At 35.0% G+C, this 23,647-nt stretch carries 24 protein-coding genes; 8 read left to right on the forward strand and 16 right to left on the reverse strand.

Translation table 11 applies throughout. The features are described from left to right. Nucleotides 1–9: 9 nt before the first annotated feature. From AC5LWZ_RS05765 to AC5LWZ_RS05795, 7 genes are all read right to left on the reverse strand, one after another. Nucleotides 10–1,428: a uroporphyrinogen-III C-methyltransferase gene (locus tag AC5LWZ_RS05765; protein ID WP_493464143.1), complete on the reverse strand. Its 1,419-nt coding sequence runs from the start codon at nt 1,426–1,428 to the stop codon at nt 10–12. A gap of 22 nt (nt 1,429–1,450) precedes the next feature. After that, entirely contained in the window at nt 1,451–2,185 is a 735-nt protein-coding gene (locus tag AC5LWZ_RS05770) for a uroporphyrinogen-III synthase (RefSeq protein WP_198199593.1), read from the reverse strand. Next, nucleotides 2,185–3,102, reverse strand: a complete 918-nt coding sequence (gene hemC / locus AC5LWZ_RS05775; protein WP_493464144.1) for a hydroxymethylbilane synthase — start codon at nt 3,100–3,102, stop codon at nt 2,185–2,187. Before hemC ends, AC5LWZ_RS05770 begins: the two co-directional genes overlap by 1 nt. Before the next feature lie 118 nt (nt 3,103–3,220). After that, nucleotides 3,221–4,588 (reverse strand): adenylosuccinate lyase, encoded by a 1,368-nt coding sequence (purB, locus tag AC5LWZ_RS05780; protein ID WP_493464145.1) that lies wholly within the window; start codon nt 4,586–4,588, stop codon nt 3,221–3,223. A 30-nt stretch (nt 4,589–4,618) separates the two neighbouring features. Continuing rightward, nucleotides 4,619–5,269 carry a high frequency lysogenization protein HflD gene (hflD, locus tag AC5LWZ_RS05785; RefSeq protein WP_493464146.1) on the reverse strand — a complete coding sequence of 217 codons (651 nt, stop codon included), beginning with the start codon at nt 5,267–5,269 and terminating at the stop codon, nt 4,619–4,621. A gap of 1 nt (nt 5,270) precedes the next feature. Further along, the gene (gene mnmA / locus AC5LWZ_RS05790; protein WP_493464147.1) at nt 5,271–6,389 is read right to left on the reverse strand and encodes a tRNA 2-thiouridine(34) synthase MnmA; all 1,119 of its coding nucleotides are present in this window, start codon (nt 6,387–6,389) and stop codon (nt 5,271–5,273) included. 216 nt (nt 6,390–6,605) lie between these two features. Beyond that, the gene (locus AC5LWZ_RS05795; protein WP_110448114.1) at nt 6,606–7,292 is read right to left on the reverse strand and encodes a LexA family transcriptional regulator; all 687 of its coding nucleotides are present in this window, start codon (nt 7,290–7,292) and stop codon (nt 6,606–6,608) included. A 155-nt stretch (nt 7,293–7,447) separates the two neighbouring features. On the opposite strand from AC5LWZ_RS05795, the gene AC5LWZ_RS05800 reads away from it, so the two are divergent. After that, on the forward strand, nt 7,448–7,675 hold the full coding sequence (locus AC5LWZ_RS05800) for a helix-turn-helix domain-containing protein (protein WP_110448113.1): 228 nt from the start codon (nt 7,448–7,450) through the stop codon (nt 7,673–7,675). Between the two features lie 54 nt (nt 7,676–7,729). On the opposite strand, the gene tpiA is transcribed toward AC5LWZ_RS05800, so the two are convergent. Then, nucleotides 7,730–8,494, reverse strand: a complete 765-nt coding sequence (gene tpiA, locus AC5LWZ_RS05805) for a triose-phosphate isomerase (protein ID WP_110448112.1) — start codon at nt 8,492–8,494, stop codon at nt 7,730–7,732. 100 nt (nt 8,495–8,594) lie between these two features. Here tpiA and zapB point away from each other — a divergent pair, with 100 nt between their 5' ends. The 4 genes from zapB to AC5LWZ_RS05825 all read left to right on the forward strand — a co-directional run bounded on the left by zapB (nt 8,595) and on the right by AC5LWZ_RS05825 (nt 12,062). Further along, entirely contained in the window at nt 8,595–8,840 is a 246-nt protein-coding gene (gene zapB / locus AC5LWZ_RS05810; RefSeq protein WP_110448111.1) for a cell division protein ZapB, read from the forward strand. 76 nt (nt 8,841–8,916) lie between these two features. Then, nucleotides 8,917–10,218 (forward strand): DUF2868 domain-containing protein, encoded by a 1,302-nt coding sequence (locus AC5LWZ_RS05815; protein WP_493464148.1) that lies wholly within the window; start codon nt 8,917–8,919, stop codon nt 10,216–10,218. Between the two features lies 1 nt (nt 10,219). Beyond that, nucleotides 10,220–11,584, forward strand: coding sequence for a DUF3482 domain-containing protein (locus tag AC5LWZ_RS05820; RefSeq protein ID WP_493464149.1), 1,365 nt, complete (start codon nt 10,220–10,222; stop codon nt 11,582–11,584). A 13-nt stretch (nt 11,585–11,597) separates the two neighbouring features. Continuing rightward, on the forward strand, nt 11,598–12,062 hold the full coding sequence (locus AC5LWZ_RS05825; protein ID WP_493464150.1) for an NlpC/P60 family protein: 465 nt from the start codon (nt 11,598–11,600) through the stop codon (nt 12,060–12,062). 67 nt (nt 12,063–12,129) lie between these two features. Here the strand turns inward: AC5LWZ_RS05825 and AC5LWZ_RS05830 are convergent, their stop codons facing one another. The 8 genes from AC5LWZ_RS05830 to rsmE all read right to left on the reverse strand — a co-directional run bounded on the left by AC5LWZ_RS05830 (nt 12,130) and on the right by rsmE (nt 21,904). Beyond that, nucleotides 12,130–13,317 carry a pyridoxal phosphate-dependent aminotransferase gene (locus AC5LWZ_RS05830; protein WP_198247096.1) on the reverse strand — a complete coding sequence of 396 codons (1,188 nt, stop codon included), beginning with the start codon at nt 13,315–13,317 and terminating at the stop codon, nt 12,130–12,132. A gap of 286 nt (nt 13,318–13,603) precedes the next feature. Continuing rightward, nucleotides 13,604–17,146, reverse strand: a complete 3,543-nt coding sequence (gene nifJ / locus AC5LWZ_RS05835) for a pyruvate:ferredoxin (flavodoxin) oxidoreductase (RefSeq protein WP_198199611.1) — start codon at nt 17,144–17,146, stop codon at nt 13,604–13,606. 289 nt (nt 17,147–17,435) lie between these two features. Then, complete coding sequence (gene purM / locus AC5LWZ_RS05840; RefSeq protein ID WP_086320304.1) at nt 17,436–18,473, reverse strand: phosphoribosylformylglycinamidine cyclo-ligase; 1,038 nt, start codon at nt 18,471–18,473, stop codon at nt 17,436–17,438. A 95-nt stretch (nt 18,474–18,568) separates the two neighbouring features. Beyond that, on the reverse strand, nt 18,569–18,985 hold the full coding sequence (ruvX, locus tag AC5LWZ_RS05845; protein ID WP_232350072.1) for a Holliday junction resolvase RuvX: 417 nt from the start codon (nt 18,983–18,985) through the stop codon (nt 18,569–18,571). A 3-nt stretch (nt 18,986–18,988) separates the two neighbouring features. Then, nucleotides 18,989–19,546, reverse strand: coding sequence for a YqgE/AlgH family protein (locus AC5LWZ_RS05850; protein ID WP_110448103.1), 558 nt, complete (start codon nt 19,544–19,546; stop codon nt 18,989–18,991). Between the two features lie 21 nt (nt 19,547–19,567). Beyond that, nucleotides 19,568–20,023: a GNAT family N-acetyltransferase gene (locus AC5LWZ_RS05855; RefSeq protein ID WP_493464151.1), complete on the reverse strand. Its 456-nt coding sequence runs from the start codon at nt 20,021–20,023 to the stop codon at nt 19,568–19,570. A 2-nt stretch (nt 20,024–20,025) separates the two neighbouring features. Continuing rightward, complete coding sequence (gene gshB, locus AC5LWZ_RS05860) at nt 20,026–20,982, reverse strand: glutathione synthase (protein ID WP_493464152.1); 957 nt, start codon at nt 20,980–20,982, stop codon at nt 20,026–20,028. A 196-nt stretch (nt 20,983–21,178) separates the two neighbouring features. Further along, nucleotides 21,179–21,904: a 16S rRNA (uracil(1498)-N(3))-methyltransferase gene (rsmE, locus tag AC5LWZ_RS05865; protein WP_198247100.1), complete on the reverse strand. Its 726-nt coding sequence runs from the start codon at nt 21,902–21,904 to the stop codon at nt 21,179–21,181. Nucleotides 21,905–22,002: 98 nt separating this feature from the next. Here rsmE and folB point away from each other — a divergent pair, with 98 nt between their 5' ends. Genes folB through AC5LWZ_RS05880 form a run of 3 tightly spaced genes read left to right on the forward strand, consistent with a single transcriptional unit; the run spans nt 22,003 to nt 23,646 of the window. Then, a complete protein-coding gene (gene folB, locus AC5LWZ_RS05870) occupies nt 22,003–22,371 on the forward strand; it encodes a dihydroneopterin aldolase (protein ID WP_110448099.1) in 369 nt (122 codons plus the stop codon). 20 nt (nt 22,372–22,391) lie between these two features. Beyond that, nucleotides 22,392–23,390, forward strand: coding sequence for an MBL fold metallo-hydrolase (locus AC5LWZ_RS05875; RefSeq protein ID WP_493464153.1), 999 nt, complete (start codon nt 22,392–22,394; stop codon nt 23,388–23,390). Between the two features lie 46 nt (nt 23,391–23,436). Then, a complete protein-coding gene (locus AC5LWZ_RS05880; protein WP_294883933.1) occupies nt 23,437–23,646 on the forward strand; it encodes a hypothetical protein in 210 nt (69 codons plus the stop codon). Nucleotide 23,647: the final 1 nt, after the last annotated feature.

Raw genomic sequence — 23,647 nt, forward strand, 5'->3', positions numbered from 1 at the left:
ATTATTCTCCTATTTACCTAATGCTGATTTGACTCGGGTTTGCATTAATTTTTCAAGCTCAATAATGCTGTCGAGTTTATCGGGGATATTTTGATTACTAATCGATTGTTTTTGTAAACTATCAAGATCATTTAAGAACAATTTAACTGCTGATGCATTACCATCGAAATAAGCATTAATCCAAGTCGAAGCATCATGTAAAGCACGTTGATATATGAGTTCTTGATGTCTTGGTACTGCCTGTGCCGCAATTAATAACCGGAAACGAATATTTTCACGAAGATACAGAGTCTGTTCTAAACTTAAAGGTGTTTTTAAAATTTGACATCTAACAATTTGCTTTTCATCATTACCAGCCTTATCTAAACAAGTGGCAAAATGGTTATCTTTTGCGTCAAGTTTTTCAATTTTGATAAATTTGTCCATAAATTTTTCGGCATTGACAAGTAAATTATCTGACCAATCATCTATTGATGAGCTAACATTATCATTTTCAGCTAAGTTCGATGACGGTTTATTACTTGTTGAAACCTCATCTGCGGTTTTAATTTCATTTTGCTTAACTGCCTGCGCAGCTTCTTTATAATTACCGACTAAAGGTAGGTCTGTTAATGATTCAGATAAACCTAATAGCTTAATAATAATTCCATCCTCATCAATAAAACTGATTTGTGATAAGGCATTAATATCTTTGCTAATGGCTTGTCTTGCGGCTAATAGACTTGGATCATTGGTTTTGGCCAAACTTTCATCAGCACTTTTTAATAATAGACGAGCACTGGTATAATCTTGGTCATTCCAAATTTTTCTACCAGCAAGATGGACTAAATAGTTAGCCTGTGAGATTAACCAAATATTATTATCAAGTGTGGATAGGGCTGATAAACGTTCATTAATAGTATTTAAGTTTTGTTCGTTTAACTTAGTTGTATCGTTAATTTGTATGGTTAATTGTTGTTGAATCTTTTGGTTTTCATTTAATTGGCGATCAACACGTTGTGATAAAGATGTAAACTGTTGGTTTTGTTGATTGACGGCATCATTAATATTACTTTGCAAATCATTAATTATGCTAGCTTTAGTATTTTGCTTTAAGTTTGCAACTTCTGTTTGTAAGGTGGCAATCTTTCGCTTTTGATTTTCAATTTGTTTATATCCTTGGAAATAAACAAATCCACTTAGACAAACTGTTAATGCTATGGCAAGTACCGACAGTTTTGATACAGGTGTATGGGATTTACTGCTATTAACCGATGAATTGGTTGGTTGTTCGATTTTTGGACTAGAAGTTTTTTTGATTGGTTCTTTTTTATCTACGTTCATCGTCTTTTTCGCTTCTTTGTTTGCATTAGGTATAGGCGGTTGACTAAATGAAGTGGTGCTGATGTTTGAAAGTGTTGCATTGGCACCATAATATTTTGCTGGCATAAATTAACCTCATTTAGATTTTTTAAATATTTTTGGCATTATGACATAGAGTTATCATTGTTTTAAATAAAAATTGATTATTTGCACTAACAATTTTTAAAACTTTTTGCCAATTTAACTGTTTAGCTTTTGTAAAAATTCTCTCACTGGTTACGATTAGTTGCGCTTCATTCTTATGTTTATTTTGGCAGTAAATATCTAGTTGTAATAGGTGATCAACACTTGTAATTAATATGATTTGTTGGGCAATATTTTCGGCTAATATGTTTGGTTTATAAGTAATAGTTTGACGAGTATAGCATGCAATTGTTTTCACATTAACTGTTTGCAATTTTAACTGCTGAGATAATTGTTGACCACCATTATCCCCACAAAGAATTAATGCATTATGACCACTTATTGCTTGTTGATTTAATAATGATAATAATCCGGCACTATTTTCTTCATTAGGGTAATCAACATGAACGTTATTTTGCTGACTAAATAATTCGGCAGATTTTTTGCCAATAGCAAAATAACGAAGGTGATTAGGTAACCTGAGATCGGGCAGATGTTGTTCAATCATATAAGTAACTTGTGGTGAAACAATAATAACCATATCACCTAGATTGAGATTATCCAATTGTTGCTGTAAATGCCTCAGATCTTGACCAGCTAAGATATTAAAAAAAGGTAGATGTATTGCTGATACATTGGCTTGATTTAATAATCGGGTTAAATTATCCCCTTCGGGGGAAGGGCGAGTAATATAAATCATTAGTTAATTAGTTCCGCTAATATTTTATCAGCGCCTTTAGCTAATAATTTTGCAGCCAATTTTTCACCTAAGCTCTCGGCTTCTTTGGCAGCTCCTGTTATACTAACTTTAATAATTGTTGAACCATCTAGACTGCCAACTAAACCATTTAAGGTTAATAAATTGTTATTTAAAAGACTTTGACAGGCAATAGGCACTTGACAGCCACCTTGCAATGCCTGATTCATTGCTCTTTCGGCTTGAATACAAATTCGGCTATGTTTATCATCAAGTGGCGCAAGTAATTGCAAGATTGTTTCATCATTGATTCGAGTTTCGATACCAACTGCACCTTGGCCTACCGCGGGTAAAATTAAGTCAGTATCAATGTATTGCTTGATTCGTTCCTGTAATCCTAGTCGTTTTAAACCAACCGCAGCTAGAATTATGCCATCATATTCTTGATTATCCAATTTTGATAAGCGCGAACCAACATTACCACGTAAATCCTTGATTATGAGATGTGGATATTTAGCCCGTAATTGACATTGACGTCTTAAACTTGAGGTGCCAATGATAGCGCCATTAGGTAAATCATCTAAACATTGATATTGATTTGATATAAATGCATCACGAACATCATCTCGTTGACAGATTGTAGCAAGTGTTAATCCTGTAGGAAATTGAGCTGGAATGTCTTTAATAGAATGAACGGCAATATCAGCTTTATTATCTATTATGGCTTGTTCTAATTGTTTGACAAATAACCCTTTACCACCGATTTTCGATAGCGGACTATCCAATAGTACATCACCCTTAGTTACCATTGGGATTAGTTCAACGGTTAAATTTTGGTGGATAGTCATTAATTGTTGTTTAACAAAGTTAGCTTGCCAAAGGGCTAAGGGACTTTTTCTTGTTGCGATGCGGATTTTCAATGATGCTCCCTATCTACCGAATTTTAAATATTTTTGTTGTTATAAGTCATTCAACATAAATTGATTAGCCTAAAACTCATTATGTTTGAGATTTAGGCTGCGACACTCATTATGTCATTTATAATTCATCAACAAAATTAATGGCAAAACCAATGTAATTTGCTGGGGTTAGCTGTTTTAAACGAGCTTTTTCATGTTCAGGTAACGCTAACGAATCGATAAATTGTTGCATTCCTTGTGCATCAACACGTTTACCTCGCGTTAATTCTTTTAATTTTTCGTATGGTTTTTCGATACCATAACGACGCATCACGGTTTGAATAGGTTCAGCTAATACTTCCCAATTTTGATTAAGTTCATCAAGTAGATGTTCTTGATTTAATTCAAGTTTATTTAGGCCTTTGAGAGTTGACTGATAAGCAATAATCGCATAACCAATACCTACTCCGAGATTACGTAATACTGTTGAATCGGTTAAATCTCGTTGCCAACGAGAAATAGGTAATTTACTACCAAGATGACTCATGATTGCATTAGCAAGGCCCAAATTGCCTTCTGAATTCTCAAAATCAATTGGGTTAACTTTATGTGGCATAGTTGAAGAACCAATTTCACCTGCAACGGTTTTCTGTTTAAAATGATTTAGAGCGATATACCCCCAAACATCACGATCAAAATCGATCATAATTGTATTAAAACGGGCAATACAATCAAAATATTCAGCAATATAATCATGTGGTTCAATCTGGGTTGTATATGGATTCCACTGTAATCCTAATGAAGTTACAAATTCCTCACTAAATTTATGCCAATTGATTTGTGGGTAAGCAACCATATGCGCATTATAATTACCTGTAGCACCATTAATTTTACCTAGGATTTCAATTGACTCTAATTGTTTTAACTGTCTTTTTAATCGATAAGCAACATTGGCAAATTCTTTACCGATGGTAGAAGGCGTAGCTGGTTGTCCGTGTGTTCTTGATAATAATGGTAAGTCACGATAAGTCTTAGCTTGCGTAGTGATGATAGTAATTAATTTGTTCCAGTAAGGGATAAGAACTGTGTCTCTGGCTGTTTTTAACATTAAAGCATAAGATAGATTGTTGATATCTTCTGATGTACAGGCAAAGTGGATAAATTCATTAATAGCTTGCAGTTCTTCGTTAGTGTTAACTTTTTCTTTTAAGAAATACTCAACAGCTTTAACATCATGATTTGTTGTCTTTTCGATTGTTTTGATGCGTATTGCATCTTGTTCATTAAAGTTCTCAACAATTTCATTAAGGTGCTTAGTAGCTTGCTCACTTAGCGTTGGTACTTCAAGAATATCTGCTTGTTTAGCGAGTTTTTGTAGCCATCGAACTTCAACTTGCACACGATATTTTAACAAACCATATTCACTAAAAATGGTGCGTAATTCTGTTGTTTTGTCACCATAACGACCATCAATTGGTGATAGGGCGGTAAGAGCAGATAATTCCATCGGTTTTACTCCGTTGCTATTTTTTTAAATTTAATAACTTTGTTGATTAATATCTTTTAATAATTCTTGTGCTGCATTACATATTCGTTTACGACCCAGCAAAATTTGCCAGCGACTACCACCAACTTGGTACCATAAAATGGCGGAACGAACACAACCTAGTAGTGAAGCTCTAACTTTGGCTTGCACTAATGAATTTTGTAAATACTCAGCTTTACCTACTACTTTGATTTTGGTTGATAGAGGACTGATAATATCCGAATAGATTCCCGCTAATGAATAAGAGAGATCATCAACATGATTACCAATTGTCTCCTGATTCATATCTGAATAAAGTCCAGATATCCGTTGTAAACGTTGATCTATTTTACCTAGTGCATCATTATTTTTTAAAAGTTTGCTAGTGACACTTAATGCACCAAACAAATAACGGATGATTTCAACTTGTTGCTTTTGATTGGATGATAGTAGTGAGATAAGTGTTTCAAGACCAGTTTTAATATTGATAATACCATCATAAACATCATCAGTGGTTTTTGGCGATGTATTAAATATGCTTTTAATTGCTACTTGATAAAGCGTATTGTTACAAACCCCTGTATTAGCAAGTTGGGGAATAAGTGACGCACTTTGTGTTACGCCGGCAAGGGCTATTGCAATATGATGGTATTTACTATTCACTTTAATGCTCCTTACTGCTTACAATTCGTTCCTCAATAATACCGCCACCAAGGCAGACTTCATCTTGATAGAATACCGCTGATTGCCCTGGTGTTACTGCTGCAACAGGTTGTTCAAACATTACTTGAATTTTATCTTGTTCTAATGGTGTGACACTACAAACAATATCTTGTTGACGATAACGAGTTTTTACTGTGCATTGGAAAGGTTTTGTCACAACTTTACGATCAACCCAGTGTAGTTGTTGAGCAATTAATCCATCCGAAAACAAAGCAGGATGATCATGACCTTGGGCTACAATTAATTCATTATTTTTTATGTCTTTGTCAACAACATACCATGGCGTATCATCGGCTTGTTTTAGGCCACCTATACCAAGTCCTTTGCGTTGTCCTAATGTGTGATACATTAGACCTTGATGTTGACCAATAACTTCACCGTCTACAGTACGAATCACACCTGATTGTGCGGGTAAATATCGAGCTAAAAAGTCACTGAATTTTCGTTCACCAATAAAACAGATCCCTGTTGAGTCTTTTTTTGCTGCGGTTGCTAAGCCCAGCTTTTCGGCGATTTTTCGTACTTGTGGTTTTTCCAGTTCACCAACAGGAAATAAACTTTGTCTAATTTGATCTTCACTAAGCGTATATAAAAAATAACTTTGGTCTTTATTGTTATCTATACCGCGCAGTAATTCGACTTTATTTCCATTTTCTCGCTTGCGAACATAATGACCAGTCGCGATATAATCAGCGCCAAGATCTTCGGCTGCATATTCAAGAAAAGCTTTAAATTTGATCTCTTTATTGCACAGGATATCAGGATTAGGCGTTCTACCCGCTTTATATTCGGATAAAAAATGTTCAAATACGTTATCCCAGTATTCGGCAGCAAAATTGATTGTGTGTAATTTGATGTTTAATTTATCACAAACTGCTTGCGCATCGGCTAAATCGATCGCCGCTGAACAATATTCTTCAGTGTCATCTTCTTCCCAATTTTTCATAAATAAACCAACAACATCGTAACCTTGTTGTTGTAATAAATAAGCAGAAACGGAAGAGTCTACGCCGCCAGACATGCCGACAACGACTTTTTTTCGAGTGTTTATATTTGGCATAATAACTAAATCAATGGGCAAAAATTTTGTGATAATTTTAGCATAATTATGATGAAATGTATAAGGCTATGCAAAAGAGGGATATGGATTAGATTAACAAATTTTGATTAATAGTTGTCTGCTGATGTTTATTCGCAGAAAAAAATAATTATAGTTTAAAACTCCATTGATAATATCAATGGAGTTAAAATTAGAAATAGCTTTATCATGGTGATATTAATTAAGATCTTTTAGTAAATAGACTACATGACCGATTATTTTAAAATCGTCCTGTTCTTTTCTGTCAACCACCATAGCTGGATATTTAGGGTTATCTGAAATTAAAACTAAGTTAGCACCTTGATTTTGAATACGCTTGATACTTATATGCTCATCATACTGTACCGCATAAAGAAAACCATCAATAGGTTTAGCATAAGCTTTATTGATAATAAGGATATCATGATTTGATATAGTTGGTTCCATACTATCACCCTTAGCCCAAACAGCGACTAGATTATCAACTTCACAACCATGATGTTTGATTAAGGTGATATCAAATGGAATTGTTTCCAAAACTGAAAATGCACTATTTGTTTCATTGAGATGATGAAATGGAATATCAATAGAACCTTTACCTTGGCTTTCTGGAAGTAAACGACATTCTCCCTTTCCTGTCACAAGCCACTCGATTGGTACATCGCATTTCTGAGCTATTGTTGCCAATCTATTTAGCGATGGATAGGTTTTACCACATAAATAATCTCGTATTACTGCTTCAGACATTCCTACTTTTTTTGCAAAAGCGTTTCCTGAGAGACCTTCTAAAACAATAGTTAATCGATTTTTAAAGTTTATTACTCCCGTACTGGTTAGTGCTCGTGTTTTTTCTTGATCTGACTGTTTTTTTACTTTATTTTCCATTGTTTTTTATTCCATTTCTAGATATTTTTTTGTTTTTATTATTTTAATTCGTTTTTTTATATGTTATTCTTTGTTGGTAACTTGTTATCGCTTTAGTCGCGTAATACCGATAATCTTTACAATAGCAAAAAATTTAACCAATAGAGGATCTCATAATGAGAGAACAAGATCAAGACTGGACACCATCAAGAGTAGTAGGTGAGATTAAAATTCGAGGTGGAAATTTAAGAGCTCTTTCACGTTCAAGTGGTTTACAGGCTGATACTTTACGTAATGCATTATATCGACATTGTCCTAAATATGAACGTATTATCTCTGAATATTTACAAGTACCTGTTGAGCAAATTTGGCCATCTAGATACGAAAAGAAGGTTAAAAAATAAGTTACAATTGTATTACTGAGTAGAAAAAGACGCCTAAGATAGGCGTCTTACGTTTTATTTCTTAGCTTGTTCTGCTGCTTTAACGATTGCTGCAAATGCATCAACTTTTAATGAAGCACCACCAACCAAAGCACCATCAATATCTGGTTGTGTAAATAGTTCAGCTGCATTTTTATCATTAACTGAACCACCATATTGAATGATTACTTGTTCAGCTACAGCTGCATCTTGTTTAGCAATATGATCACGGATAAATTTGTGAACAGCTTGTGCTTGAGCAGGAGTTGCAGATTTTCCTGTACCGATTGCCCAAACTGGTTCATAAGCAATTACCGCACCGTTAAATGCTTGTACACCTAATGCATTAATGACAGCATCGATTTGACGAGCACATACTGCTTGAGTTTGGCCAGCTTCGTTCTCAGCTTCAGTTTCACCAATACAAAGTACTGGTACTAAACCTGCTTCTTTTAATACACCAAATTTTTGCGCAATAAATTCATCAGATTCTTTGTGATAAGTACGACGTTCAGAATGTCCAATAATAACGTGAGTTACGCCGATTTCTTTTAACATAGTTGCTGATACTTCACCAGTATAAGCACCAGAAAGATGAATACCGACATCTTGAGCACCTAAAAGAATGTTTGAGCCACCTAATTGGTGTGCTACAAAATCTAAATAAACGCTAGGCGGTGCAATTGCAATGCCACAGTTGGCATCTGTTGATAGCTCATTTCTTAATCCTGTGACTAAGTCTTTTGCCATACCGATACTACCATTGAGTTTCCAGTTACCCATAACGAGAGGTTTTCGCATATTTTTCTCCAACTTAAAATTTAAAAAGGTGTTGATTTCAGAATGAATTGGTTATAATACTACTTATTATACACCAAATAAATTGAGCTTGAGGAAAAATATGTCATTAGAAATATTGAATCAATTAGAAACTAGAATTCAAAACACTGTCAACACCATTAATACATTGCAACAAGAGATCGCTAGATTAAAACAAGGCAATCAAGAACTTGAACAATTAATTAATGATAGTTCTGATGAAATGAAAGCATTACGTGATGAAAATGAAAAATTAAAACAAGACCAACAAATTTGGCAGCAACGGATTCAAACTCTTTTAAATAAAATTGGTGAAATTACCCAGTAAGCGATTTAATCGATTTTAAACGCGACTTATGTCGCGTTTCTTTTATGACGAACCAATATGTGAAAATTAAATTAAAATGCGTGAAAAGCTAAAATCTTTATGGCTTACTGAAACTATTCATTTAATTGAGTCACAATCTGGACGCTTTGCTGATCAAGATATTAATCGGCAAGTTAAAGCTATGCCAACATCTTTGGTTAATCGTATTGTTATGCGAGCTACCTTATTATCTAAACAAAATGGTTTATATTTGGCACAAAAAGTCATGTTGCGCTCAATTAAGCTCTCATTTTTGCTATTATTGTTTTTTTCGCTTTTTATCGGTAGCTCGTTGACATTTGGCGCATTAAGTCAAAATCCAATCAATTTATATTGGGCGTTATTCAGTTTATTGGGTGTTCATTTTATTACGCTAATTATCTGGCTTTGCTCATTGTTATTTTTTTCTCGGTTTGGTGGTAGCCTATTAATTCACTGTTGGTTATGGATAGCAGAAAAACTTTACCAAAAAAAGACCGTGCAACAACTTGTTCCCGCTTTTGTTTCATTAGTTGGTTATCGAATTCGTTGGTTATTAGGTTTTGTTCTTAATCTGTTTTGGACAGTTATTTTGACTAGCGCTTTAATCGTTTTGTTAGTACTTTTTTCTACACAACATTATAGTTTTGAATGGAAAACAACTTTATTAAGTGCGGATTCAATTATCCAATTGACTCATTATTTAGGTTATTTACCTTCTTGGTTTGGATTTTCTATTCCAAAAGATGAAGTGATTAAACTTAGTGAACATGCATTAAGTGCTGGTGATATTCGTTCTTCATGGGCGATATGGCTGATTGGCGTTTTTATTTTTTATGGCTTAATTGTCCGTTTATTTCTAATGATTTCTTGTGGTGTCATCTGGATGCTAAGTAGTCGTAAAATTAAATTAAATTTAGATGATCCAGATTATCAAATACTAGCACGACAATTGCAGCCATTAGTCACTAATGTAGAAGATGAAGATAAATTAGGTGAAATTAGATGGCAATTGCCGATTTCGCAAATTGAAGAAGGACATGGTATCTATTTGGTTGCAGTGGACATCGTTGACAGTTGGAAACCGGCAACTATTGTTCCGTTCTATGGATTTCTCAATACCCGTGAACAACGGATTGCTATATTAGATCATTTGCAACTAATACCGGCGAAAAAATTATTAATTGCCATTGATACTGATCGAGCACCTGATCGAGGATTATTGAACTTTATTCAACAGTTAATTAATAAATCACAGCAATCTCGGATATGGTTTATTAATCAAGGAAAGCAATTTCATAATTGGCAATCGTTATCTTTACCATTAGCTAATCCTAATTGGTTAGAGCAGGATAATTAATATGATAACTTCATTGAAATTAGCGATAGTTGGCCATGCAAATTTTGGTAAAACTTCGCTTTTACGAGCATTATCGTACAATAGTCATTTTGGTGATGTTTCAGATAAACCAGGCACCACAAGACACGTCGAGTCGATTAAGTTGCCGTTGGCTAATGATACTGACATCACTTTTTATGATACTCCTGGTTTTGAAGATAGTTTGGCGCTTTATGATTATATAACACAACTTTTACCAGCAAATACTAAGCTTGATGGTATCGATAAATTAACGAATTTTTTACAAAGTCCAGAGGCTGAAAACCTTTTTAATCAAGAAGCAAAAGTCATTAGACAAGTGTTAAATTGTGATGCAGCTATTTATGTCATCGATGTGAGAGAGCCTGTGCTACCTAAATATCACGATGAATTAGCCATCTTAGCGAATAGTGATAAACCCATTCTTGCTGTCCTTAACTTCACTTCAACTAAAAAACAAAACGAAAAGGAATGGAAAAGATTGCTTTCAAGAATGGGGATCCATGCTATCATTGGGTTCAATGCTATGTTTCCACCCATAGATGGTGAGGAAAAATTATACAAAAGTTTAGCTTTATTAATTGAACCAGCTAAAAAAATATTGGATAATTGGTTAGATAATATTACGAGGATTCGTGAATCGCGTAATCATACAGCAAATAAGCTTATTGCCGAAGCATTGGTTGATGTGACTGCTTTTTATAAAATGGCAAAATCGGATGATAATCAAGCTGTAACTGATATGCAAAATAAAGTCAGGTTACGTGAACAAAAAGTAATTAACGATTTATTGCAACTATATCAATTTGATTCAACTCAAGAGAGTGAAGAGAATCTACCTTTAATTAAAGGTAGATATAATGCTGATTTGTTTAACTTAGATGCGTTGAAATTGATGGGTATGCATTTGACCAAAGGATTTGTGTCTGGCGCAACTATCGGAGCTAGTATTGATTTAGCTACCGGTGGATTATCCTTTGGTTCAGCTGCGTTAATTGGCGCTGCGGTGGGTAGTTTGATGCAAACTGCAAAGCATTATGGATCTAGAATGCGCTATCAGTTTTCTGGATATAGTAAATTAAGTGTTGATGATGTGATTATTTGTTTTCTTTCTTTACGATTAGTTCAACTAAAAGAGAGTCTAAATTATCGCAGCCACGCGAACACCAGCCCGATTAGGTTATCTAGATTAGATAAAAACGAGTGGCAAAAAGGTGTGTTACCTAAAAGTCTAAAGGTAGCGAGACGTTATTCGCAGTGGTCGACTTTAAATAAAGGATCAAAAAGAAATGATAAAAAAAGACAGTCGGTTATTAATCAAGTTGCGCAACAATTGCAGCAGTGTTAAAAAACGATGTTTAGTGGTTTCACTTATTTTTTCTCTGTTTGTATTGTTTGGTTGTAGTAGTAGTCAGGGGCAAGTAGCTGTAAATAAATCAGATCCAGTTATTTTGGCAAAAATCGATCAACATTATAAAAAATGGAAAAAAACCCCATATCGTTATGGTGGGACGACTTTAGCCGGTAGTGATTGTTCTGCTTTAGTCATGAATTTCTACAAAAATAGATTGGCAAAAACGTTACCACGAAGTGCTGCTGAACAAGCTAAATTAGGTTATAAAGTTACCACCCCTAAAGCTGGTGATTTAGTATTTTTTAAAACTGGCCGTAGTCGAAGTGGTTTGCATGTTGGCATCTATTATGCTGATGGTAAATTCCTACATGCTTCGACATCAAAAGGTGTTATTTTCTCTAATTTAAAAGAAGATTACTGGAAAAAACATTATTGGATGACTCGTCGGGTAATTGATACTAAAGTTAAATAAAATTTTGACTCACTGATATGAAATATATTCAGTGAGTCTTTGTTTCCTTTCCTTAGTTTTTCCAATTTTATATCAGTGATTTTTCTCTTAAACCATATAACACATTGGCAACATACAACATTTCGCCAGGTGTTCCCAATGATATTCGGCACCAGTTGGTAGCTGGATTAAAATCACGTCCTATTAATATAAAATTTTTCTTCATTAATTCACGATATTGTCCCAACTCAATAGGGCTCTTATGAAAGATAAAGTTTGTTTCTGATTTAAGATAGTGTAATCCTAATTCTGACAATACTTTTTCCATAATATTACGTGATACATCAGTTGCTTTCTTTGAGTAGGTCAAAAATTGATTATCATCGATTGATGCAAGAGCTGCACAAACTCCACAGTAATTCAGTTTTTCACCTGCTACATACTGACCAATATTTTTGATATTATCTGGCGAACTGACAACATAACCGACTCGCAAACCTGCCATAGCATGAATTTTTGAAAAAGTTTTCAGTAAAATAATATTGCTATAACCTTGAAAAATTAAACTATCAACAGAACGGAATACCGGATCATTGACAAACTCGGCATAAGCTTCATCAATAATAAATAATGTATTTTTAGGCTTACTTGTTATCCACGATTCAACTTCTTTGTAACCAATTACCGTAGATGTAGGATTGTTCGGATTTACTAGATAAACAATCGAAAATCCTTGATGATTTTCAACCGCTTTGCGCAAACCGTTAATATCAATTTGCCAATCTTTTAATGAAGGAACTTTAGTTATTTTCAAATTAAAAGTTTTAGCGAAATGCTCCCCATCACCATAAGTCAATTCTGGAATAACTAGTTGAGTGTTAGGATTTATATGAGCAGCAATGGCACTACGAATACCCTCAGATGATCCTGCTGTTAATAAAATATGTTCCTCGCTAACATTATGATACTGTGCTAATCTTTTACTCAATAGCAGTATTTCAGCTTTAGCATATCGATTAGCTTTCGGAACTGCATCTATAGCTGCTTGTTTGGCTGTTCCCGACATACCTATGGCATTTTCATTAAAGTTGAGTCTAACTGGATTATCTAGACTAGGTGTAACAGCTGTATCCATTACCGGAAGTGAGAATGAAATCGTTTTTTGTAACTCGCTAGCATAGGCTTTAGATAATAATTGATTTACAGATAACCCAGCAATAGCTGCAGTAGAAAAACCCAATAATGTTCTACGACTAATGTTTAAATTTGTTACCATAATTCACCTCACGTTCAGTCCGCTTTTACAAATATAAAATACAGCAAGATTCATACCAATTTAATAAACAAATAGAAATAACTGATATCAAATTGATAAAATTAAAGATTGGTGAATTTATGATGTTTGAATACTAATTAGCTAGATTGAAAAGCGCACTAATTTAGTTCGGATTTGCACTGCATTATGTCAATGTTTAAGATCATTGCTACTATTAATGAATATACGAACAATGATCTTAAGACCTCATAACTAAGACTATTTTTGCCAGATAGTTACTTTGTTATTAACTATCTGCTGGTGTTTCAATATCAGAATAGGTTGCCAGCATTTGCAAGAATTTATATTTAGAATTTACCATTTTAGTTGATTGCTCATGTAAAGTATTGGCAATAACTGGTTCAAGTGTTTCTAAACGACGGAAACGTTGCTCTTTAAGTAAAATATCCGTTAATGATTGACTGTTTGGTGCTTTAGAGTCTAACACTAAACCTGGTTTTCCTTCTTGCATGCGGCGTGGATCATAACGATATAGCGGCCAGAAACCAGATTTAACTAAATCTTTCATCTGTTCATGAGATTTAGATAAGTCGTAACCATGTTCTTCACAAGGGCTATAAGCAATAACCAGAGAAGGGCCATCATAAGCTTCGGCTTCTTGTAATGCTTTAAGTGTTTGGTTCAATTGCGAACCTAAAGCAACTTGAGCGACATAAACGTGGCCATACATCATTACACTGACCCCAAGATCTTTACGAGCTTTATGTTTACCTAAATCTGCAAATTTGGATACAGCTCCCATCGGTGTTGCTTTAGATTGCTGTCCTCCTGTATTCGAGTAGCATTGGGTATCGAGCACTAAGATGTTAACGTTTTCGGTTAAACTCATTACATGATCGAGTCCACCGAAGCCAATATCATAAGCCCAACCATCACCACCAATAGCCCATACTGATTTATCAATCAGATAATTAGCATCTTGCATTAACTCCTTAGCTTCAGCTGAAGTTAAATGCGCTAATTGTTGACGTAATAAATTAACTTGAGTTCGTTTTTCATCAATTGATAAATCTGGTGATTGTAAATTAATAACAATCTCTGGCGAAATCTCACCGGCAACATGTTCAAGCAAACGTAATGCTCGTTTTTTATGTTGATCATAAGTAATACGATAACCAAGTGCAAATTCGGCATTATCTTCAAATAGTGAATTTGCCCAAGCCGGTCCACGGCCATTGCGATCGGTTGTATATGGTGAAGATGGTAAATTACCACCATAAATTGACGAGCAACCCGTTGCATTAGCAATAGCGAGATGATCACCATATAATTGGGTTAGTAGTTTGATGTATGGTGTTTCACCACAACCGGCACAAGCACCAGAATATTCAAATAAAGGTGTTAATAGTTGTGATGTACGTACATCAATTCGTTCTAGCGTTTTGATTTCCCGATCAGGAAGGTCGGTGAAATAATTATAGTTAGCACGCTGAGTTTCTAAATTGTCAATTCGTGAACGCATGTTAATGGCTTTAACATCAAAGTTATTACGGTCACGTGAAGGACAAACTTCAACACATAAATTACATCCGGTACAATCTTCAGGCGCAACTTGTAAAACATAACGTTGACCTTTCATATCTCGAGCTTTTACTTCAAGTGAGCTTAGTGATTCTGGTGCATTGATCATATCTTCTGGTTCAACAACTTTTGCTCGAATGGCTGCATGCGGACAAGCAACTGCACAATGGTTACATTGAGTACAAAGTTCAGGTTGCCAGATTGGTATTTCTTCAGCAATATTACGTTTTTCCCATTTGGTGGTGCCAACTGGCCATGTTCCATCGGGTGGAAAGGCTGAAACAGGTAAACTATCACCTAAGCCAGCTAACATAGTTGCAGTGACCATTTTAACAAAATCAGGGGCGTTGCTTGGCACAACTGGCGGACGTGATGAACTACTTTCATCCACGCAACTTAATGGAATTTGCTCAAGAGATGCAATGGCTAAATCGAGTGCTTTCCAGTTATTTTCAACAATATCTTGTCCTTTACTGCTGTAACTTTTGGCAATAACTTCTTTTAGCTGTGAAATGCTAAAGTCATTTTTAAATATTTCTGATAAATGGAAGAATGCAGCTTGCATGACCGTATTAATTCTTGCACCTAAATTACATTCTCGAGCAATTTTAGCTGCATTAATAATATAAAAATGTGCTTTTTTCTTAATTAATTGAATTTGCACTTCTTTAGGTAATCTATGCCAAACTTCATCCTTACTATAAGGTGTATTTAGTAAGAAAATACCATCATCTTTTAATCTTTCAACTATTTGATATTTGTCGATAAACTGATCTTGATGACAACCGATAAAATGGGCACTGGTTATCAAATATGGTGAATCTATTGGTTCAAGGTTAACTCGAAGATGAGAAGTAGTTAAACCACCTGCTTTTTTCGAATCGTAAACAAAATAACCTTGTACATAAAATGGCGAACTATCACCAATGATTTTGATATTATTTTTGGTCGCTGAAACCGTACCATCACTGCCTAAACCATAAAATAGTGCTTCAAGTGCTGATTTTTGTGGGATGGATTTTTCTGGTAATGGTAGTGACAAGCCGGTTATATCGTCATAAATCCCAACGGTAAAGCGAGGTTTAGGTTTCTCTGTTGTTAGTTCATTAAAAATAGCTAATACACAGCGAGGATCGAACTCTTTCGATGATAAACCATAACGACCACCAATAATTTGCGGTAAATGGTTTCGTTCGCCACGTGAAAAACTCTCAGCAAAGGCTGTCATTACATCTAGATAAAGAGGTTCAGCTTGTGCACCTGGTTCTTTGGTACGATCTAGCACTGCGATTTTTTTCACAGTTTGCGGAATAACGTCAAGTAGATGAGTTGCTGAAAATGGTCGGAATAATCTTACGATAACGACGCCAACTTTTTCGTCATTTTTAATCAGATGATCGACAACTTCCTTCGTGGTGCTGACGCCGGAGCCCATAATGACAATGATACGTTCAGCATCTTTTGCGCCATAGTATTCGAAAGGTTGATACTTCCTACCTGTCTCTTTTTCAAAGGCTTGCATAGCATCTGCAACATGATTGAAGGTATTCTCATAATATGGATTAACTGCTTCACGGCACTGGAAATAGGTATCAGGATTAGCTGATGTTCCACGAATGACTGGGTTATCAGGCGTTAAGGCGCGGTGGCGAAAAGCATCAATAGCTTGATGGGGAAGCAAATTACGAATCTGTTCATCACTGATTGGATAAATTTTATTTACCTCGTGTGAAGTTCTAAAACCATCAAAAAAATGAATAAATGGTACTCTACTATTGAGTGTTGCAATTTGCGAGATTAAGGCTAAATCTTGTGCTTCTTGTACCGAGCTAGAACACAACATGGCAAAACCAGTTTGCCTGACAGACATAACATCAGAATGATCACCAAAAATAGACAAAGCATGAGTTGCAACAGTACGGGCAGCAACATGTAATACAAATGGTGTTAATTCCCCAGCTATTTTATATAGCGAAGGAATCATTAATAACAGACCTTGCGATGAAGTAAATGATGTTGCTAATGCCCCAGTCATTAATGCGCCATGTACGGTTGATATTGCTCCTGCTTCGGATTGCATTTCAACGACTTTCGGCGTATCACCAAAAACATTGGGTTTGTTGAACTCCGCCCACGTGCTGGCTTGTTCAGCCATAGATGAACTTGGCGTTATTGGATAAATAGCAATGACTTCGTTTGCACGATATGCGACAGATGACACCGCACTATTAGCATCTGATATGATCATTAAAAAACCTTGTATCTTAGAGTATTATGACATTACTTAGTTATAATAATTTTGCTTATTGTACCAGAAACTAAGATAGCTTTTAGTTATTTTTAAGTTAAATTTTTGGCTAACTATACGTTTTTAGTAAAAATAAATAAGGAAGGGTTTTGGTATTGAAAAACATAAAATGTAAATATTAGGTTGATACTACAAGGAATTTTTTTGAAGATTTTTATATCGATAATTTTTGTCCAGTAATATTAGCTGATTAGTTACAATTACTAGACAAAAATTGATATTGTATATATTACCGAATAACAACGCGTTCAGTTGATGAAGAGTGTTTTATTTCGCCAAGTAACCAAGCTTTTTCACCATGCTGATTAAGTAGATTAATTGCTTGTTCGGCTAACTGTTTTGGTAAAGCGATGATTAAACCTACTCCACAATTGAAAGTACGGTACATTTCATGACGGCTTACATTACCTGCTTGTTGTAACCAATTAAAGATGGCCGGCCATTGCCAACTAGATTCATCAATAACAGCTTGAGTGTTATCAGGTAAAACTCGTGGAATGTTTTCCCAAAAACCACCGCCAGTAATGTGTGCAATAGCATGAACATCGATTTTTGAAATCAAATCAAGTACTGATTTTACATAAATCTTAGTTGGCGCAAGTAAGTGATCTGCTAATGGTTTTCCGTCTAATTGTTCTGTTGCTGGATTAACACCACTAACTTCGATAATTTTACGTACTAATGAATAACCATTTGAATGCGCACCACTTGATGCAAGGGCAATTAGTGCATCGCCATCTTGAACTTTACTACCATCAATCATTTCTGATTTTTCAACTACACCGACACAAAAGCCCGCTAAGTCATAATCATCGCCATGATACATACCAGGCATTTCTGCAGTTTCACCGCCAACCAATGCACACCCAGATTGTTTACAACCTTCCGCAATACCCGTAACAACTGTTGCGGCAACATCGACATTTAATTTACCTGTAGCATAATAGTCGAGGAAAAATAAAGGCTCAGCTCCTTGAACAATCAAATCATTAACGCACATAGCAACCAAATCAATACCAATTGATTCATGGCGATTTAAATCCATTGCAAGGCGTAATTTAGTGCCAACACCATCAGTACCTGAAACTAAAATAGGTTGTTTATATTTTTCCGGAATTGCACATAATGCACCAAAACCACCAAGTCCACCCATAACTTCAGGACGTTTGGTCTCTTTTACGACAGATTTAATACGATCAACCAATTCATTGCCAGCATCGATATCGACACCAGCATCTTTATAGCTAAGAGATTTATTATTTGACACGGGGAGCAGTCCTTTCAATAGAAAAAATTGCTTGTTATTTTAGCAAGGATGAAATTTATTGGCGACTAATTATTGTTAAAATAATTTCTTGATTATCAAGATTCGCTATTTTCGAACCAACTTTCTAAAATAATAATTGCCGAAGTCGCATCAACATGGCCTTTTTCAAGGGCTCGGTAGCCACGTGAAGCAAAGATATGTGATTTTGCTTCAACGGTTGATAATCGTTCATCTTGTAAATGAACTTGATAGCCAAACATTCCATGCAGACGGTTAGCAAATTTGCGTGCTCTTGCGGTTAACGGTTGCTCTGTGCCATCCATATTTAGTGGCAATCCTACCACTAAATAATCAGGTTTCCATTCATTAAGTACTTTCTCTATTGCCTGCCAATTAGGGATGCCATCTCGAGCTTTGAATGAACAAAGTGGATTCGCAGTCTTGGTTATATCTTGACCGATAGCTGCGCCGATGCTCGCTGTACCAAAATCAAATGCAATGATGGTAGCCATAATTTATGCGTTACCCATTTGAGGTGAAATCATTTTAATATTGATGCCCAATGATTCAGCTGCTTTCTGCCAACGATCTTCAATAGCTACCTCGAAGATAATTGCAGGATCTACATCGGTAACTAACCAATCATTTTTTGCTACTTCACTTTCAAGTTGTAATGATTGCCAACTTGAATAACCTAATGCTAAGAAAAGATCTTTTGGTTGTTCTGGTGAGCCAATAGACTTTAATGCATCAAGAGATGTGGTAATCATGATATCATCAGAAATTTTTATACTTGAAGCAAACCCTTGATGAGGAGTATGGAGAATAAATCCTTGCTCTTCTGCAAGCGGGCCGCCACAAAACACGGGGTGTTCAAGTTCAGCACAACTTTTTGATGCGGTTATTTCTAAACGGGATAATACCGTTTCTACGTTGAGATCAACAATGGGTTTATTAATAATAATCCCCATTGCACCATCACGATTATGTTCACAAATATATATTACTGAACGACTAAAAATTGAGTCATTAACAGTAGGCATGGCTATAATAAAATGATTTTTTAAATTCATATGCTCACATTGTCGTTAAATTTATAATGCACATTTACCTATTTTGACTTTATGTTCAACATTACAGCGCATTAATATTTCAGGATGATTGGTTTCTTCATTAATTGATTCACCAACAATTTCAAAATTTTGTGATAAATAAAAGTTAATTGCATCACTATTTTGTTTGTAAACATGTACCATTAATTCGTTATGACGTTGTTTGGCCTTTTCAACTAATGCTGACCCCGTACCTTGGTGACGAGAATTTTTTTCAACATATAAACCTGAGATATAATTTTCAGTTAGGCCAATAAAACCAACAATAACGCCGTTGATGTCTTGAACATATATGGTTGACATTGGGATCAACATCTTCACTAATTCAAAGTTTTGTTTAAAAAACTCAGGATCGATAAAATTATGTGCTTGTTCATTACCTTGAAGCCAAATTGTCATTATGGCATCTAAATCTTTTGTTTGATATTCTCTAATCATTTTTAACTCTTTATATTTAATCTTGATTCAATAGCATCCATTAATAAACCAGTGATTGATAAATCTGGGTTAGCAGCTTCAATTTCTCGAACACAAGTCGGGCTAGTAACGTTAATTTCGGTTAGTTTGTCACCAATAATATCAAGTCCCACAAATAGTAGTCCTTTTTGTTTTAAAACTGGGCCGATACTGTTAGCGATTTGCGAATCACTATCACTTAATGGTCTGACTTCACCATGTCCACCAGCTGCTAAGTTTCCTCGTGTTTCCCCTTTCTGTGGGATTCTTGCTAAGCAGTAAGGCACGGGTACACCGTCGACAACTAAAACCCGTTTATCTCCATCTTTGATTGCAGGAATAAATGTTTGCGCCATGCAATAACGGGTATTATGTTCAGTAAGCGTTTCAATAATCACCGAAACATTGGGATCATCTTGTTTTACTCTAAAAATTGACGAACCACCCATGCCATCTAGTGGTTTTAAAATGATATCATGATATTGTTGATGAAAAGCCTTAATTTGTGATGTCTGGCGAGTAACTAGGGTTTCAGGTGTAAAATTAGCAAACCAAGACGTAAATAATTTTTCGTTACAATCACGCAGACTTTGGGGTTTGTTTACTACCAATACTCCTTTCTCTTCTGCACGCTCTAATATATAGGTTGCATAGATAAATTCAGTATCAAAAGGCGGATCTTTGCGCATTAATATTACATCAAGTTCACTTAATGCTATAGTCTGTTCGTCTCCAAAATCAAACCAATGCTCACTATTGTTATGAACTGTTACTGTACGTGTTGTTGCACTAGCTTCTCCATTGCGTAAAAACAGATCATTCATTTCCATATAATAAAGTTGATAGCCGCGTTTTTGTGCTTCAAGTAGCATCGCAAAACTAGTATCTTTTTTTAATTTGATATGGCTAATGGGGTCCATAACAATACCAAGTTTGATCATGGTAACTCCTTACTGATTATATTTGATTTTACTGAATTCGGTGTTGATGATTTGCATGCTGCTCTACCTATTTAATAATTTATATAAAATCAAGGTAGAAAGAGGTATTAGCAATAATAATCAAGTTTTCAACTATCATACCCGTTACCGATTAATAAGCAAAGCAATCATTTGTTAACTTATTTATTTCTTGCGACTAACCTAAATCACCTAAACGAACTTGAAGGGCTGTTATTGCAGTTAACGCCGCTGTTTCAGTACGTAATACTCTCGGTCCAAGCAAAATATCAGTAAATTGATATTGATGAGTCATGCTAATTTCTTCATTAGATAGACCGCCTTCCGGCCCAATTAATAAACTAATATTTTTGTTATCATTCGGTAATTGATTTATTCCTTGTTCGGCTTTAGGGTGTAAGTTAAGTTTTAAACTATCGGTTAAATTTGCACACCAATTTTCTAATTTCATTACTGGATTGATGCTTGGGATGATATTTCGTCCACATTGTTCACAAGCCGAAATAACAATTTTTTGCCATTGCTGAACTTTCTTTTCGAGTCTTTCTTGATCGAGTTTGACGCCACAACGTTCTGAAAGTAGGGGAGTAATGGTATTAACACCTAATTCTACCGATTTTTGAATAGTAAACTCCATTTTATCACCCCGAGAAATCACTTGTCCTAAATGAATGTTCAATGGTGATTCTCGATTATCTAACATACTGTTTGCTGTTTTAACAATAACCGTTTTTTTATTAACTTCATGTATTACGGCAGGCGTAATTTGGTTGGAACCATCAAAAAGAGTAATTGATTCCCCCGTTTTCATTCTTAATACTCGAATAAGGTGATTAAAAGCATTATCATCCAAAGTGATCAAACTATTTTGATTGATTGTGTAAGGCTGAAAAATTCGCGTCATATAAACTATTATTTACTGTTATTTAAAATAAATTATAGCGTAATTTATTAAGATTCGGTAATCTCTATTTTAAACAATATCTATATTTGGAATAGAATATGACCTTAACAATTAAAGATAGAGTATTCATTGAATCACTAACGGCTTATACCACAATTGGTGTTTATGATTGGGAAAAAACGATTAAACAAAAGTTAGTTCTTGATCTTGAAATGGCATGGGATAATCAACCTGCTGGGCAAAGTGATGATGTGAAGTTTTGTTTAGACTATTTTGTTGTGTCGCAATCAATAACGTCGTTTATTGAAAGAAATAAATTTGAGTTGATTGAAACTGTAGCTGAACGTGTCGCAATGTTAGTCATTGAGCAATTCTCGGTACAATGGTTGAAAATAAAAGTGTCAAAACCTGATGCCATTGCTAATGCTGGTAACGTTGCGGTATTAATAGAACGCAGCGCTAAATAACTACAACTAGATATCCCTTAATGAGTAAAGCGAACAAAATAATATGTGATCAGTCACATCATAAAAAGAAAGGTTTTGATAATACTGAACCTTTTTCAATTAAATTAACTGATGCTTTGCGTTGGCGACTGCAGCGTAAAGTGTTACCGCCGAAAGGCGGATATCAAGCATTCATCCAAAATTGGGTTAGCTCAATTGATATTAGCTTAAGCGGTGATAGAGTTTGGTGGATCGGACATTCTACTACCTTGATAAAGCTTAATGAACAATGGATATTAACCGACCCAGTTTTTTCTAATCGAGTTTCGCCTGTTCAATTTATTGGGCCGAAACGACGAACAAAACCAGCAATTACCATTGATAAATTACCGTCAATTAATGTGGTGGTAATATCTCATAGTCATTATGATCATCTTGATTTTAATAGTATCCGCCTACTTATAACTCAGTTTCCACAACTTACTATTCTGGTGCCTTTGGGACTTAAAAGAAAACTATTAAAATGGGGGGCCAAGCAAGTTATTGAGTTAGATTGGTGGCAATCGACCAATGTTAATGGAATTACGTTTACTGCTACGCCAGCAAAACATTGGAGTAATCGAGGTGTATTTGATGTAAATAAAGCATTATGGTGTGGATGGGTTATGCAGACAAGTATTGATAAACCATTATCAACTAAAACGGTCTACTTTATGGGGGATACAGGTTATTGCGCAAGCTTAAAGAAAATAGCTGATAGATTTAAGCAAATAGACCTTGCTTTGATACCAATTGGTGCTTATGCACCACGTTGGTTTATGCAATCGCAGCATATAGAACCACAACAAGCTGTACAACTTTATGATGAATTAAATTGCCAATCAGCCATTGCGATCCACTGGGGGGCTTTTGAATTGGCTGATGAGCCATTAGATGAACCACCAACATTATTAAATTCATTAAAAAAAGATAGAGCTTTTTATATATTAAAAATAGGTGATAGCTTAGCTATCAATCAGCGCAATAATGAACTAAAATAATTAGCAATAATAATTTAAACTACATTTTGATATCTGAGAGGGAAATATGATGAAATCAGTAATTATTGCATTGACTTGTTTAACGCTTAGTTTAGGTTTAACTGCTTGCGGTGGCAAAAATGATGAAGGTAAACAATATCATTGGTCAAAAGCTCATGGCGTTCTCGAAGATTGCCGTGGTGTAATGAATAAATCAGAGCAATGTCAAAGAAATTCTAATAATCAACAATATTTATTCCAAATTGATAGGTATTAAT

Source organism: Gilliamella sp. LMG 34362 (genome assembly GCF_984569125.1).